Source organism: Polaromonas sp., from assembly GCF_013817205.1.
In the GTDB taxonomy this organism is placed as follows: domain Bacteria; phylum Pseudomonadota; class Gammaproteobacteria; order Burkholderiales; family Burkholderiaceae_C; genus Polaromonas.
The window spans coordinates 1-13,859 of record NZ_JACDDD010000028.1; the positions used below are offsets into that span (position 1 = coordinate 1).

The following is a 13,859-nucleotide window of genomic DNA, read 5'->3' on the forward strand; positions in this document are numbered from 1 at the left end:
CCATAAGGATTGTTGAAAACAATCAGGCGGGGCGGCGCAACAGGCATCAGCAGCCCAGCTGGTCGGCCAGCGTGAGAAAGTTCTTTGCATGCCAGGTGTTGTCCGGATCGGGCGCCACGTCCTTGGGTCGCGATGCACCAAATTCGGTCGGCCGCTCGATGTACGCCGTTTGCAGGCCGCAGGCGCGCGCAGCCGCCAGGTCGTCCTGGTGCGCCGCCACCAGCATCACTTGGTCCGGCGGCAGGTCGAACACCTTGGCCACACCCAGGTAGGTGGCCGGGTCGGGTTTGTAGGCGCGAAAGACCTCGGCCGACAACACGCAGTCCCAGGGCAGGCCGGCACGTTTGGCCATGTCGGTGAGCAGGCCGATGTTGCCGTTGGACAGCGTGCAGATCGTGTAGCGCGCTTCAGACGTGTCAGGCCCGCAACCACGTCGGGCCACGGGTCGAGTCGGTGCCAGGCACGGTTGAGGTGCTGGCGGTCGGCTTCATTCAAGTCCGCCAGACCGAATTGCGGCAGGATGCGGTCGAGCACCATGCGGTGCAACTCGTCAATGCGCGTCCAGCCGAGTTCACCTGACATCACCCGCGCCATCGCCGGGCGGTAGCCGGCGCGCCAGGCCAGCGCAAATTCACCGCCGTTCACGGCGGGGCGCAAAGCCTGCACTTCACGGTCGATGCTGCTGTGCCAGTCAACCACGGTACCGAAGACATCGAAAGCCAGCACTTTGGCATCGGCAGGTTTTGGAGCTTTATTCATCGTGGCATTATGCGCAGGCGCCCCAGTATCAACCCTGATGCGCGGGCCGCAGAAGCCGCGCCCGCAGGCGCTACACTGGTTTGGAATGTTCAAGGCTGGCGCCTGATACACGGCGACTCAGAAAGAGCCTCATGAAGCCTGTGGCCTGGAGACTGTTGTTGACTGGTTTGCGCACCCGGCTGGTTCTGGTGGCGCTGCTGGGCCTGCTGCCCTTGTTTGTGGCCGTGTTTTACCCCGCCTTGCTGCGATTCCATGGCAGGGAGGCCGGCACGGCGGTGCATGCCGGTCTGGTGTTTGCGCTGGCGGCCCTTGGCATGGTGCTGGCCGGCTGGGCCGCTGACAGGCTGGTGCTTGCGCCCTTGCGCCGCCTGCAGCAGCAGGCTGCCCGTTTGCATGGCCTGTCCTCGCCCGAGGGTGACGCGGACTGCGAGCTGACTGCGCTGTCTCTTACGCTGCAACATCTGTCCGATCTGGTGGTGGCCCGTGGCCAGGAACTGGCAAGCACCGAAGACGCGCTGCAACTGGCGCGCGGCCGGCTGCGCAACGCGCAGCGCATCGGCCGGATCGGTAACTGGGATTTCGACATCGCCAGCAACCGGGTCTGGTGGTCAGATGAAACCCACGACATTTACGGGGTGGCGCGCAACGAGGCGGCTGGCGGATTTGAAGGCGTGCTTGCGCATGTGTTTCCCGATGACCGCGAGGCCTACGAAGCCGCGCAGAAGCATTTTTTTGCCGGAGACGGCCCGTTGGATATAGAGCACCGCATCATCAGGGCGGATGGCGAGGTGCGCTGGGTGCGTGGGCTGGGCGAAGCGGTGCTCGATGCGCAGGGCAGGCCGGCCACGCTGTCAGGCACGGTGGAAGACATCACCGAGCGCAAGCTCGCCGAAGACGCCTTGCGCGCCAGCGAGGCCCAGTTTCGCATGTTGACTGACGCCGTGCCGCAGATTGTGTGCACCATGCGTGCCGACGGATGGCTCACCTATTTCAACCAGAAGTGGCTGAGCTACACCGGACTGCACATGGAAGAGAGCATGGGTCGGGGCTGGACGCAGTTGATTCACCCCGATGACAGGGCGCGTGTGGCACGTTGCTGGGAGGAAGTGCCGGCCGCCGGCGGAAGCTGGGAAACCGAATACCGGCTGCGCCGCGCCGACGGCAGCTACCGCTGGATGCTGGGCCGCGCACACCCGCTGCCCGAGGTTCCCGGCCAGGCCACGAAATGGCTGGGCACCTTCACCGACATCCACGCGCTGAAGGATGCGACCGATCTGCTCGAAAAGAACATGTTCATGAACCGCATTGCCGGCCGCATGGCGCGGCTGGGCAGCTGGACCATTGACTTGCCGGAACGCAAGCTCACCTGGTCGGACGAAAACTGCGCCATTCATGAGGTGCCGCCCGGCTACCTGCCGGCGCTGGACGAAGGCATAGGCTACTTTCTGCCGGAAGACCGGCCCACGGTGATCCGGCTGGTTGAGGCCTGTGCCCTACACGGTACGCCGTATGAATTCATTCTGCCCAAGATGACCGCAAAGGGGCGGCGCATCTGGGTGCGCTCATTGGGCGAGGCGGTGCGCGATGCCGACGGCAAGATCATCCGTCTGCAGGGCGCTTTCCAGGACATCACCGAGCAAAAGGCCGCCGAGGCGCGCACGCTGGCGCTGGAGGCACGCATGACCTCCACGCTGGAGAGCATCACCGATGGCTTCAGCCTGATGGACGCCGATTGGCGCTTCACCTTTCTCAACCGGCAGGCCGAGCACATGTTGCAGCGCCCGGCCGGCCAACTGCTGGGCAAGAACCTGTGGGAAGAGTTTCCTGATATCGTTGGCACGCCGGTCGAACGCGGCTACCGCGCGGCCGTGGCCGAGCAGCGCACCGCACGCTTCGAGGCTTTTTACCGGCCGCTGCGGACATGGTTTGTGTTTCACGTCTATCCCACGCAAGCAGGCACGGCGGTGTACTTCCAGGACGTTACCGCGCGGCGCGAAGAGCAGGCTCAGTTGCACCTGCTGGAGACCGCTGTTTCGCGCCTGAACGACATGGTGGTCATCACCGAAGTGCGCAGCGGCGACTCGGGTAACACCCACGTGGTGTTTGTCAACGACGCCTTCGAGCGCCTGACGGGTTACAGCCGCGCCGAAGCCATGGGCCAGAGCGTGATGCTGCTGTGGGGAACAACGCACCAGCAGGCCGAGCTGAAGCGCATACGCGACGCCATGGACCGCAAACACCCCGTGCGCACCGAGATTTCGGTCCGAAGCAAGGGCGGCGCCCCGCTCTGGCTGGAGCTCGATATTGCTCCGATCGCCGGTGAAACTGGCAAGTTCAACCACTGGGTGGCGGTGGGGCGTGACATCAGCGAGCGCAGGCAGCAGCAGCAGGAGATCCTCACGCTCAACAGCGAGCTGGAAGAGCGCGTGCTGCTGCGCACCGGCCAGCTTGCCGATGTCAACCGCGAGCTGGAGTCCTTTGCCTATTCGGTATCGCACGATCTGCGCTCGCCGCTGAACACGGTGGACGGTTTCAGCCAGCTGCTGCTCAAGAGCGATGGCGCCAACGTCAGCGACAAGGGCAAACATTATCTGGACCGTATCCGAGCCGGCGTGAAGCAGATGGGTGATTTGATTGAGGGCTTGCTGACCCTGGCGCACCTGTCACGTGACGAAATGCGCTCCGAGCAGGTGGATTTGTCGGTGCTGGCACGTACCATCGAGCAGGCGCAACGCGAGCGCGAGCCGCAGCGCTTGGTTCAACTCCATATCGACGACGGGCTGAGCGTCCATGGCGATCCACGCTTGCTGGCAGCCGTGTTGCAGAACCTGATTGGCAATGCCTGGAAGTTCAGCGCGCGCCAGCCGGTGGCGCACATCACGCTGGGGCGGCAGTCGGGAGGCGGCGGCGAAGAGGTGTTTTTTGTGCGCGACAACGGCGCCGGCTTCGACATGGCCTTCGCGCACAAGCTGTTTGGCATCTTCGAGCGCCTGCACTCACCCGGGGACTTTCCGGGCACCGGCATTGGCCTGGCCACCGTCAAGCGCGTGATCGAGCGCCACGGCGGCCGTATTTGGGCCGAAGGCAAGACCGGCGAGGGCGCGACCTTTTATTTCACTTTGGGGCGGCCGTTCAGGGGGTCGGCCTGAGGGTTTCATGCGTGGGATACAAATTCATGCAATAAAATGGTTGCATGATGCGTCCGGATGCTGCATCATTCATGCAACAAGGAGATTGCATATGACTTCGTCTACCGACCGTATTGAAAAAAGCATCACGATCCAGGCGCCGCGCTCGCGTGTCTGGCGTGCGCTGGCCGACGCCGGAGAGTTCGGCAAATGGTTTGGCGCCAACCTGCAGGGCCAGGTTTTGTGCCGGGGCAGACCACCCGCGGAAACATCACCATCGCCGGTTTTGAACATGTGATGTTCGAGGCGCAGGTCGAACGCGTGGAGCCCGAATCGCTGTTCTCGTTTCGCTGGCATCCCTACGCCGTGGACCCCGGCACGGATTATTCGAAGGAACCGGCCACCCTGGTGGTGTTTGAGCTGAAAGACGCCGGCAGCGCGACCCTGCTCAGCGTGGTCGAGTCCGGCTTTGACAACTTGCCGGTCTCGCGCCGCGACCTGGCTTTCCGCATGAACAGCGGCGGCTGGGAGGGGCAGATGCGCAACGTCGACAAACATGTCACAACGAACTGAGACGCCGCCACCCACCGGCATGGCCGCGGTGTTTGCTGCGCTGGGCGACGAGACGCGGCTGCGCCTGGTGGCGGTGCTGTGTGTGGGCGGGGCGGTGTCGATTGCGCAGCTCACGGCCACCGCCGACGTCACCCGCCAGGCCGTGACACGGCATCTGCAGGTGCTGGCCGACGCCGGCTTGGTGCGCGATGTGAAAGTCGGGCGCGAGCGCCTGTGGCAGTTCGAGCCGGGGCAACTCGACGAGGCACGGCGTTCGCTGGCGCTGATCGCCCAGCAGTGGGACGACGCCCTGGCCCGGCTCAAGCTGGCGGTCGAGAAAGGCTAGAGAAGGGCTTGAGGAAGGGGCTGGTCCGGTGAGGCGGCCGCTGTTAACGGCCGCCTCACCTTTCGGGATGCTATCGATTTAATAGCTGCTGACCCATGCACGCAAAGGGCTGGCGCCACTTTTGACTTTGAAAAAGGCGGTTCAGGTGGATCAGGCGGCTTTGGCGCGGCGCTGGCTGAAGGCCGAGGCACGCTTGGCGCTGACCGTGGTGACGTCGTCACCGGCGATCTTGCCGGCCAGGTCGGCGGTTTTCTGCTCGATTTGCGCGGCCAGCTTGCTCAGCGCCAGCGCGCCGGGTGCGGTGACCTGGGCAATGGTGGACAGGGTGTTGACGCCGGTTTTTTCTTCAAACAAGGCGGCATTGGCAGAAGCGCGTTCGACGCCGGCTTCTGCGACCTTGACGAGCTGGTTCACCACTTGCTGGGCACCGCTGCTGGTCAGGGTGAGGCCCTTGGTGTAATAAACGCTGAAAGCCAGTTGGGCGGCACGGGCGTTTTTGGCAGTTTCGGCCGTCAGTTCCGAGCGCGACTCACGCAGTGCCTTGTTCCAGCGCTGCTCCAGCAGGCTGACCACACGCTCGCCGCCGGCGCGGTAGGCGTCGATCACGTTTTTGGCGGTGTTGCCGTAGGCTTCGATCAGGTCATTGGCGACGGTGGAGAGGTTTTTTGCAGTCATGGGGTTTCCTTGGTTGATGGGGAAGAATTACGAAGATGAGCCATCATCAGGGTTTGTACTAGTGGCTGCAACCTAAGCGCTAGAGGTGCCTGCCCAGAACAAGGCATGTGGTGACAGACGCCAAAAAAAGGCGCAATGAGGTCGCTTCTTTTGCTATTGTTTTAATAGCTGCATGCGCTTTATGGACGGGGGCTGAGGCCCGATTTGACTTGTAACTCAGGCCAGAAACAGCGCCGGGTCCACCATGGTGCGGTTGAGCATCACGCCCCAGTGCAGGTGCGGGCCGGTGACGCGGCCGCTTGCGCCCACTGCGCCCAGCCGTGCGCCGGTGGCCAGCAGTTCGCCTGGCTGCGCGTCCATGGCGCTGAGGTGGCAGTACATGCTGAGCAGGCCGCCGCCGTGGTCCAGCCAGACCGTGCCGCCGTTGAAAAAGTAGTCGCCGGTGTCAATGACGCGCCCCGGCAACGGCGCCACCACTGGCGTGCCGGTAACGGCCGCGATGTCCATGCCGCTGTGGGGGGTGCGCGCCTGCCCGTTGAAGACGCGCCGCAGCCCGAAAGAGCTGGACTTGCGTCCCGGCACTGGCACGCTCATGCGCAGGGACGCGGGCAGCGGCTGGCTGAAGGTCGCCATCACGCCTTGCTGGTGCGCGCGCTCGCGCTCATAACGCGCCAGATCTTCGGGCGACAGGTCCACCGTGCGCGGTGAGACCTTGAGGTGTTGTTCACCGTAACGCTTGGGGACGATGCTGTAGCTGATCTGGCGCAGGCCGTCTTCAGGCGTTCGCACATCGATGCTGGCTTCGCCCGCCGCCGCTGCCAGCGGGATGCCGACCAGCGCCGTCCAGGCGATCATGTCGCCCACTACCAGCAGCGGCACGTCGCCCTGGTGCACCACCGGCCGCTGCGCCGAAGCGCTCAGGGGCAGCCGCGCCACGCCGCCCGGCACATGCAAGGCGCGTGGCCAGACGGTTGAATCGGACGATGTGGCCCCAAAGCCTGTCACGGGCGGGGCCATCAGGCCCAGTGCAGCCAGCAGCGCCTTGCGGCGCGAGATCTCAGGGCTGGCGGGGCCTCGGTGGCCAGATGAAGAAATCACGGTGCAGCGAATGCCTTACGCCTTTTCCCAGACGATCTTGCCGTCGCGCAAATAGTCGTCAAACTGGGATTTGGGAATGGCCGCCAGCCCGGCCACGCCGTCACCGGCATCCCAGCTCAGGGTGGCGCTGTCCGGCTCCAGGCCCACTTCCACACGACCGGGTGGAATGACGATGGGCGCGCCGTCACCAGGGGTAAATGTCACGTCACCGAAGATGGTTGCGAATTGGGGCATGGTTTTTCCTTGAAGGTTGGGCTATCAGTTCAGGCCATTAGGCACGAGCACTGGCCTGGTATGTGGCAGTCAAAAGCGCGTTCTCACCAGCTTGCAGCTCAGTCGCAGCTCGTGCCCGCCGCGCGGCGAAAGCTTGCGCCTTGTGCCAGCGCCATGTTGCCTTGCGCGGCGCTGATGCGCAATACATCGTCTGCGGCCTGCAGCACCAGCTCGCCGCTGCTTCCCGCAGGCGTGCGCAGCTCACTGCCGCTGATGGTGCCGGCCAGCTCGCGTGTGCGTTTGCCCCAGCCCAGCGTGCCGGTAAAGGTCTGGTAGGTCTGGGTGAGCCTGATACTCGCGCCGCGCAGCAGCCCGCTGGCGCACCACAGCCCGTCCACCCGGGCAGGCACGGTCCACAAATGAACCTTGCTCGACTTTTCGCGGCCCACCGCCTTGTCAGGCACAGCCACCACGGTGGTGCGGTCGGGCTTCCAGTCGCCCATGTCCCAGTCGTGCGAGACGATGCGTGTGCCCGGCTTGAGCGCCAGGAGTTTTGGACGAAGTTGCAGGTTGTACTCGGGCAGCAAATACATGGTGATCACGCTGGCCGGTGCCAGGTCGGTCTTGAACAGGTCCTGCAGCCGAAACTCGGTCCTGTCCGCTACGCCCGCGTTGCGCGCGTTGGCCTTGCTTTTCTCCACCAACGTCGGGTCAATTTCGACCCCGAGGCCGGTCGCTTCAAATTTCCTGGCTGCAAGAATCACGATGCGCCCGTCGCCGGATCCGAGGTCAATCACATGGTCGCCGCGCTGGACGCCGGCGATGCTCAGCATTTCCAGCGTGACCTTGTCGGGGGAGGTGATGAACGGGACTTCTTCGAGGGTTTGGGCTTGGGCATGGGTGGTCATTGATGCACACAGAGTTGCAGCGATGAGCAGCGGCGACAAGAATTTACCGGGTGGTGTGAATTTCAGCATCTGGATATTGTGATGCCGGTTCATGCAGCCGCTGTCAATTGGATCCGGTTCTTGCAACGCGGTTGGTTGCACCGTGTTTATTTGTTCCAACAAGCATGCAAGTTGCACTGGAGACGGCCCAGCGTATTTCGTCCTACAAAAAGATCAACGACGTCCCACACGACCGCCCCCGGGCCGCTACCTAGAGTCGTTTTGTGTCTGGCAGCCCCACGTGCAAAAAAGACCGCTGGCACCGTGAAACATACCCACCACCATACCAAGGAACCCACCATGAGCAAAGCACCCCCTAAGATGAATGACGCCGTCGATCTGCTCGATGCCGACCACATCGCCGTCAAGAAGCTGTTCACCCAGTTCAAGAAACTTAGCGAGGCTGGAGCACCGGCCGATGAGCGCAGGGCGCTTGCCGACAAGATATGCAAGGAGCTGACCGTGCATGCGGAGATTGAGGAGCAGATCTTCTACCCCGCCGCCCGTGAAGCCATCGATGACGACGCCTTGCTCAATGAGGCCGAAGTCGAGCATGCCAGCGCCAAGGACCTGATTGCGCAGATCTCCGGCACCGACGCCGGGGAAGAGCTGTTTGACGCCAAGGTCATCGTGCTGGGCGAGTACATCGACCACCACGTGGAAGAAGAGCGCGAGGAAATGTTCCCCAAGGCCCGCAAAAGTCAGATGGACCTCAAAGGCATGGTCGCCGACCTGAAGGCGCTCAAGGAAGAACTGCTGGCCGGCTACGAAATCCCGGCTTGAGGCAGCTTACCGGAGCCCTGGCGCATGCCCGCTTGGGTTCCGGGGTTGGCATGCCGCGCCTGACAAACGACTGCGAGTAGAAAGGGGATTAAACCGCAGCCCAGAACACAGCAAACCACCCCTTGGGGTCGGTCCAGTAATTGATCTGGGTGAATCCCGCCTGCCGCAGCAGTGCCGACATCGAGGCCAGCGTGTATTTGTAGGAGCTTTCGGTATGGATGCGTTCGCCGCCCCGGAAGCTGCGTTCGCCGCCTGGCCAGCGCACCGTCAGGTTCTTCTGGGCCTGCAGGTGCATCTCGATCCGGGATTCGGCCTCGTTAAAGAGTGCCAGATGCTGCCAATGGCGCGCGTCAAAGTCCGAGCCCAGCAGTCGGTTGACATGGCGCAGCAGGTTTTTATTGAAGGCTGCGGTCACGCCCAATGTGTCGTCGTAAGCCGCCTCCAGTGTGGCTTTGTCCTTGACGAGGTCGATACCCAGCAGCAGGCCGCGCGCCCCACCTTGTGCGGGGTCTGAGATGCGCCGCAAAAACGCCAGCGCCTCCTCGGACGAAAAGTTGCCGAGGCTGGAGCCGGGGTAGAAAAACACCCGGTCGCTGGTCTGGACTTCAGGGGGCAGCACCAGGCCCGCAGAAAAATCCATGCCGACTGCAACAACGTCTAGCGCCGGAAACATGCCTTGCACCTGTTCGGCAGCGTCACGCAGGAACTCGACAGAAATATCCACCGGCACGTATTGCTGCGGCTGAAGATGCGGAATCAGGCTGGCGGCCTTGGCGCAGTTTCCGGCACCGAGGTCGATCAGGCAGGGCCTGCGTACGCCCGCTGCGCCCAGGGCGCTGGCCATCTGCGCATGCTCGGTCCTGAAAATGCAGGCTTCCGTGCGTGTGGGGTAGTACTCATCCAGCTGCGTGATGGCTTCAAACAATTTGGAGCCCAGCGCGTCATAAAAATACTTGGGCGACACGCTGGCGGCCACCTCGTTCAGGCCGTCGGCGAGGTCCTGCAGGGCGCTGCGAGGCTGCCCGTCCAGGGTGTCGCTGTATCGGTTGATGAAGCGGGGTGCGGCGGGCGCCAGCGCCAGACCGGGGGGCTTGAGGGGTAAATTCAAAATGAATGCTTCAAAGGGAATGGGTGGACTTTATAAGAAACCGGCTTTCTGCGTGTGCAGAATAGTAGGTATTCAGTGGCTCGGTAGCACGAGACGGCATACAAGGCGCCGGAGACCTCGGGCTGTGTGGCCTTGGCCAGCGCCGCAGTCAATGAGACGCCGGGCAGGGTGACGCATCCGCAATCTTGCACGATATTGCGGCGGATGTGTAAGGCCGACATCAGCTCGTTCAGGTTGGGAAACGCCAATGCCACTGCCACTGGCGCCAGCAGCGGTGCCAAGCCTCGTTCAGGGCCAGTCGAGCCGCCGCTGGCTGCTGAACTGCCGGCGCTGACCCGTGAAGGGGTCGTCGAAGCTGATGGCCTGGGCCAGCAGTTGCAGCGGGAAGCGGTAGTCGTCATCGGGCGTTGGGTCCAGCGGCGGGTACACGCGGTCGTTGACGATGGGCAGGCCCAGCGCATACATGTGCACGCGCAACTGGTGTTTTTTGCCGGTGACCGGGCTCAGGGCGTAACGTGCCAGCGCTCCGCGCGTCTCCAGCAGTTTGATCAGGGTCTCGCTATTGGGCGGCCCGTCCACCTCGGCCTGGCGGAAGAAGGGCTGGCCCTCGACAATGCGGCTGCGGCTGACATGCGGGAAAGTAATATCTGCGCGCCAGGGCGCAATCGCTTCGTAGCGCTTGTCCACCGTGCGCTGGCGGAACAGATCCTGGTAGGCGGGGCGCTCCTGCGGCTGCACTGAAAACAGCACGATGCCTGCGGTCTCGCGGTCGATGCGGTGAATCGGGCTCAGGCCGTCCAGGCCCAGACGGTTTTTCAAGCGCACCAGCAAGGTCTCCTGCAGGTAGTGGCCTGAAGGCGTGACCGGCAAGAAGTGCGGCTTGTCCACGACGACCAGGTGCTCGTCTTGAAACAGCAGTTCTTCGTCGAAGGGAATGCGGGTTTCGGGCGGCAAGGTGCGGTAGTAATACAGCCGCATGTGGCCTCGGTAAGCACGCTGCTGCGTGACGGCCTCGCCGAACTCGTCGAAAACTTCACCGGCTGCCATGCGCTGCAGCCAGACATCGCGCGAAATATCAGGGAAGCGCTGGACCAGGAAATCGATGAAAGTCGGCCAGTCGCCGCCGGGCAGGCTCACACAGCTGGGGCTCACGCCGTCCCGGACGGGCAAACCGCCGAATTTCTTAGCCCCCACGCTTGTCGCTTCGCGTACTGCGCTGCCCCCCGAGGGGGCGCTGCGCCTGCGGACTGGCAAAGCCAGATCCGCGGCCCCGGCTGGTGAAGAGAGAGTCCCTGTGACCACACGGGACGGGACTTCTGCAGTTTTAGGGGGCTTGGACACGCGTGAACACCAAATCCCAGACGCCATGCCCGAGCTTGATGCCGCGGTTTTCAAACTTGGTGAGCGGGCGGTAATGCGGCTTGGGCGCGTAACCGCCGTCCGTGCTGCCGGCGGTGTTTTTCAGCAGCGGCTCAGCTGCCAGCACCTCGAGAATCTGTTCGGCATAAGGCTGCCAGTCGGTGGCGCAGTGCAGGTAGGCGCCGGCTTTGAGCCGGGTCATCAATTGCGCGATCAGCGGCGGCTGGATCAGCCGGCGTTTGTTGTGTTTTTTCTTGTGCCAGGGATCGGGAAAAAAGATGTGTACGCCGTCGAGGCTCCTCGGCGCCAGCATGTGCTGCAACACTTCCACCGCGTCGTGCTGGACGATGCGGATGTTGGTGAGGCCGCGCTCGCTGATGCGTTTGAGCAATGCACCCACTCCGGGGGTGTGAACCTCGCAGCAGAGAAAGTTCTTTTCCGGCATCAGCGCAGCGATGTGGGCCGTGGCTTCACCCATGCCGAAGCCGATTTCAAGAATCGTGGGCGCCTGGCGTCCAAATACTGCCGCAAGGTCCACGGCGGTGGCCGCGTAGGGCTGCAGGTAGGCCGGGCCGACGTCCTCGAAGGCCTTGGCCTGACCGACCGTGGTGCGGCCGGTGCGGCGCACAAAGCTGCGGATGCTGCGGTGGTGGGCGACATCGGTCGCAGGCGGGAGTTCGCCGGGGGGAGTTGTTTCAGTCACGGACTGATTTTACGGGCGCATACAGGCTCGCCCATTGTTGCACCGCCTGTCCCAGCCAGTCGGCGACGCCGTCAGCAGCGGCCGGCTGCAGGCCCAGCACCGTTGCGGCGGCATTCAGGCTGAGCAGCGGCACCCCGGTGTCCAGCGCTTGCGCGCCATTTTGCTTGGAGAGCTTTTCGCCGTCGGCGCCCAGCACCAGCGGCACATGCAGATGGCGTGGTGTGGGCAGCCTCAGCACGCGTTGCAGCAGGATTTGCCGCGCGGTGTTGTCGGCCAGGTCTTCACCGCGCACGATGTCAGTGATGCCCTGAGCGCCATCGTCCACCACCACGGCGAGCTGGTAGGCCCAGAGGCCGTCGGCGCGTCGCAGCACAAAGTCACCTACCGCCTGCTCGACGTCTTGTTGTTGCAAGCCCAGCCGTCGGTCAGACCAGTTCAGGTTTTTGTTTGCTATCAAATGTGTAGCGGCTCGCGCTTGCTGGACGGGGGCTGAAGGCCGATTTCGTTCACTTTTTTCAGTCAGGAGGCGCCAGGCGCGTGCAGGCTGACCTTGCAGCCCGCGGCGGCAGGTGCCGGGATAGACCAGCTCCCCATGGCGAGGCTTGGGTTGGCCGGCTGCAGCCAGCGCCTGCGCGATGTCTTGCCGCGTGCAGCCGCAGGGATAGGCGAGCTGCCTGCCGACCAGCGTATCCAATGCAGCCTGATACGCCGCGCCACGCTGCGACTGGTACAGCGGCGGCGCATCGGGAATCAGCCCGCAGGCTGCCAGCTGTTGCAGGATCAGCGCGTCGGCGCCCGGCACGCAGCGCGGCGTGTCGGTGTCCTCGATGCGCACCAGCCACTGGCCGCCATGGGCTCGCGCATCCAGCCAGCTGGCCAGTGCGGCGACCAGGGAGCCGGCGTGTAACGGCCCAGTAGGCGAGGGCGCAAAGCGGCCGGTATAGGTGGCCCCCACGCTCCCCACTTCGTGTGGTTCGCTGCCCCCCGAGGGGGCGCCGCGCCTGCGGTCCGGCAAAGCCGGTTCCGCGGCCCCGGCTGGTGAAGAAGGAGCCCCGCTCCCCGTCACATCCTTCACGTCACTCGGCTAGCAAATGTTCAGCGCAATTTCCAGTCCGGACAGAAAACCATCTTCGACCCGGTGGCCGGTGCACCAGTCGCCGCAGGCGCCGATGCGGGATTTGGCGTCCCACAAAAACGGTTTCCCGAGCACCTCGCTGGTCTGGGCGTAGCGCCAGCGGTGCACTGCAGCATGGGGCGGCGCTGCGCGTATGCCGGTCACTTCAGTAAACGCCTTGAGCAGCTTGGCCTTGACGCGTTCGTCGTCGTCTTCCAGGTGGCGCTCCGACCATTCGGGGCTGGCCTGAATGGTCCAGCGCTCAATCGCGCTGCGGCCCGGCTTGGACGACTCGCGCGCCAGCCAGGCAATGCGGTGGTGGGTGCTGCGCGCGGCGTTCCATTGCGGGCCCAGGTGGGGCAAGGTCGGCTGCAGCGCCTGGGGGAAGGCCAGCATCAACGTCCAGCAGGGGGCGATGCTGACGTCCGCCAGCGCCGGCATCAAGGCCTTGCCCTGTTGTGAGCTCAGCAGCAACGCATGCGCCTGCGGCGCAGGCAGGGCGAGGATCACGGCATCAAAGCCCGAATACACCAGGCTGCGCGCGCCCGGACCTTCGGTCTGCAACTGCCAGCGCTGGGGGTGCAGCTTGTCCGCTTCCATGCGGATCACTTGGGTTTCCAGCACCAGTGCATCGGCGGCCGCCAGAGGCTGGGCCCATTGTTTGACGAGGGCGTTCATGCCCGGGGCCGCTACCCAATGCGCCTCTTTGGGGGGCAGGGAGGAAGCCACGACGCGGCCTGCTTCATCGAGAATGCGCACGGTGTTGGCGCTCCAGGGGCGCACCAGGCTGGCGCTGGTGGCCAGGGCTTTTTCGAAACGTGCATCGCGCACCGTGAAGTACTGGGTGCCATGGTCGAAGTCGCCGAACTCGGTATGACGTGTTGCCATGCGGCCGCCGGGGCTGCGGCTTTTTTCAAACACCGTAACGCGGTGGCCCGCCTGCATCAGGGTGCGTGCACAACTGATGCCGGCAATGCCGGCGCCCACCACGGCGTAGTGCCGGGGGGCGGACGGGGCCGCGGGAGGTTTGGAGGGTTTTTTGCCGGGTTTTGTTTTTGCTGTCATGGCTGCACT

General features: G+C 64.0%; 13 protein-coding genes and 2 pseudogenes. 4 read left to right on the forward strand and 11 right to left on the reverse strand.

All coding sequences use genetic code 11. The features are described 5' to 3' along the window. Positions 1 to 46: 46 nt before the first annotated feature. Positions 47 to 759 (reverse strand): annotated as a pseudogene (locus H0W47_RS08500) (haloacid dehalogenase type II). Positions 760 to 890: 131 nt separating this feature from the next. Between H0W47_RS08500 and H0W47_RS08505 the strand changes: the two are divergent. From H0W47_RS08505 to H0W47_RS08515, 3 genes and pseudogenes are all read left to right on the forward strand, one after another. Further along, positions 891 to 3,908 (forward strand): PAS domain S-box protein, encoded by a 3,018-nt coding sequence (locus H0W47_RS08505; protein ID WP_296923109.1) that lies wholly within the window; start codon positions 891 to 893, stop codon positions 3,906 to 3,908. 91 nt (positions 3,909 to 3,999) lie between these two features. Then, a pseudogene (locus H0W47_RS08510) lies at positions 4,000 to 4,460 on the forward strand (SRPBCC family protein). Beyond that, positions 4,444 to 4,785 carry a helix-turn-helix transcriptional regulator gene (locus H0W47_RS08515; RefSeq protein WP_296923111.1) on the forward strand — a complete coding sequence of 114 codons (342 nt, stop codon included), beginning with the start codon at positions 4,444 to 4,446 and terminating at the stop codon, positions 4,783 to 4,785. Before H0W47_RS08510 ends, H0W47_RS08515 begins: the two are co-directional and overlap by 17 nt. 150 nt (positions 4,786 to 4,935) lie before the next feature. Here H0W47_RS08515 and H0W47_RS08520 read toward each other — a convergent pair whose 3' ends face one another. The 4 genes from H0W47_RS08520 to H0W47_RS08535 all read right to left on the reverse strand — a co-directional run bounded on the left by H0W47_RS08520 (position 4,936) and on the right by H0W47_RS08535 (position 7,679). Further along, on the reverse strand, positions 4,936 to 5,460 hold the full coding sequence (locus H0W47_RS08520) for a hypothetical protein (RefSeq protein WP_296923113.1): 525 nt from the start codon (positions 5,458 to 5,460) through the stop codon (positions 4,936 to 4,938). Positions 5,461 to 5,676: 216 nt separating this feature from the next. Beyond that, positions 5,677 to 6,477: a M23 family metallopeptidase gene (locus H0W47_RS08525; protein WP_296923217.1), complete on the reverse strand. Its 801-nt coding sequence runs from the start codon at positions 6,475 to 6,477 to the stop codon at positions 5,677 to 5,679. Positions 6,478 to 6,573: 96 nt separating this feature from the next. Then, positions 6,574 to 6,792, reverse strand: coding sequence for a hypothetical protein (locus H0W47_RS08530; RefSeq protein ID WP_296923116.1), 219 nt, complete (start codon positions 6,790 to 6,792; stop codon positions 6,574 to 6,576). 98 nt (positions 6,793 to 6,890) lie between these two features. Further along, on the reverse strand, positions 6,891 to 7,679 hold the full coding sequence (locus H0W47_RS08535; protein ID WP_296923119.1) for a methyltransferase domain-containing protein: 789 nt from the start codon (positions 7,677 to 7,679) through the stop codon (positions 6,891 to 6,893). A 339-nt stretch (positions 7,680 to 8,018) separates the two neighbouring features. On the opposite strand from H0W47_RS08535, the gene H0W47_RS08540 reads away from it, so the two are divergent. Beyond that, positions 8,019 to 8,501: a hemerythrin domain-containing protein gene (locus H0W47_RS08540; protein WP_296923122.1), complete on the forward strand. Its 483-nt coding sequence runs from the start codon at positions 8,019 to 8,021 to the stop codon at positions 8,499 to 8,501. Between the two features lie 88 nt (positions 8,502 to 8,589). On the opposite strand, the gene egtD is transcribed toward H0W47_RS08540, so the two are convergent. From egtD to H0W47_RS08570, 6 genes are all read right to left on the reverse strand, one after another. Further along, complete coding sequence (egtD, locus tag H0W47_RS08545) at positions 8,590 to 9,609, reverse strand: L-histidine N(alpha)-methyltransferase (RefSeq protein ID WP_296923127.1); 1,020 nt, start codon at positions 9,607 to 9,609, stop codon at positions 8,590 to 8,592. Further along, positions 9,606 to 9,890: a hypothetical protein gene (locus tag H0W47_RS08550; RefSeq protein WP_296923130.1), complete on the reverse strand. Its 285-nt coding sequence runs from the start codon at positions 9,888 to 9,890 to the stop codon at positions 9,606 to 9,608. Before H0W47_RS08550 ends, egtD begins: the two co-directional genes overlap by 4 nt. Positions 9,891 to 9,897: 7 nt before the next feature. Further along, positions 9,898 to 10,803, reverse strand: coding sequence for a pseudouridine synthase (locus H0W47_RS08555; protein ID WP_296923133.1), 906 nt, complete (start codon positions 10,801 to 10,803; stop codon positions 9,898 to 9,900). A gap of 130 nt (positions 10,804 to 10,933) precedes the next feature. After that, positions 10,934 to 11,671 carry a tRNA (guanosine(46)-N7)-methyltransferase TrmB gene (trmB, locus tag H0W47_RS08560; protein ID WP_296923136.1) on the reverse strand — a complete coding sequence of 246 codons (738 nt, stop codon included), beginning with the start codon at positions 11,669 to 11,671 and terminating at the stop codon, positions 10,934 to 10,936. After that, positions 11,664 to 12,626 (reverse strand): tRNA glutamyl-Q(34) synthetase GluQRS, encoded by a 963-nt coding sequence (gene gluQRS / locus H0W47_RS08565; protein ID WP_296923139.1) that lies wholly within the window; start codon positions 12,624 to 12,626, stop codon positions 11,664 to 11,666. Before gluQRS ends, trmB begins: the two co-directional genes overlap by 8 nt. Before the next feature lie 129 nt (positions 12,627 to 12,755). Beyond that, the gene (locus tag H0W47_RS08570; RefSeq protein WP_296923142.1) at positions 12,756 to 13,850 is read right to left on the reverse strand and encodes an NAD(P)/FAD-dependent oxidoreductase; all 1,095 of its coding nucleotides are present in this window, start codon (positions 13,848 to 13,850) and stop codon (positions 12,756 to 12,758) included. Between the last annotated feature and the right edge of the window lie 9 nt (positions 13,851 to 13,859).

Bases quoted from the DNA above. Each gene is read 5' to 3' on its own strand.
- H0W47_RS08520 (WP_296923113.1), bottom strand. From the start codon at position 5,460: ATGACTGCAAAAAACCTCTCCACCGTCGCCAATGACCTGATCGAAGCC.
- H0W47_RS08530 (WP_296923116.1), bottom strand. From the start codon at position 6,792: ATGCCCCAATTCGCAACCATCTTCGGTGACGTGACATTTACCCCTGGT.
- H0W47_RS08535 (WP_296923119.1), bottom strand. From the start codon at position 7,679: ATGACCACCCATGCCCAAGCCCAAACCCTCGAAGAAGTCCCGTTCATC.
- H0W47_RS08515 (WP_296923111.1), top strand. From the start codon at position 4,444: ATGTCACAACGAACTGAGACGCCGCCACCCACCGGCATGGCCGCGGTG.
- H0W47_RS08540 (WP_296923122.1), top strand. From the start codon at position 8,019: ATGAGCAAAGCACCCCCTAAGATGAATGACGCCGTCGATCTGCTCGAT.
- H0W47_RS08570 (WP_296923142.1), bottom strand. From the start codon at position 13,850: ATGACAGCAAAAACAAAACCCGGCAAAAAACCCTCCAAACCTCCCGCG.
- H0W47_RS08525 (WP_296923217.1), bottom strand. From the start codon at position 6,477: ATGGCCCCGCCCGTGACAGGCTTTGGGGCCACATCGTCCGATTCAACC.
- H0W47_RS08505 (WP_296923109.1), top strand. From the start codon at position 891: ATGAAGCCTGTGGCCTGGAGACTGTTGTTGACTGGTTTGCGCACCCGG.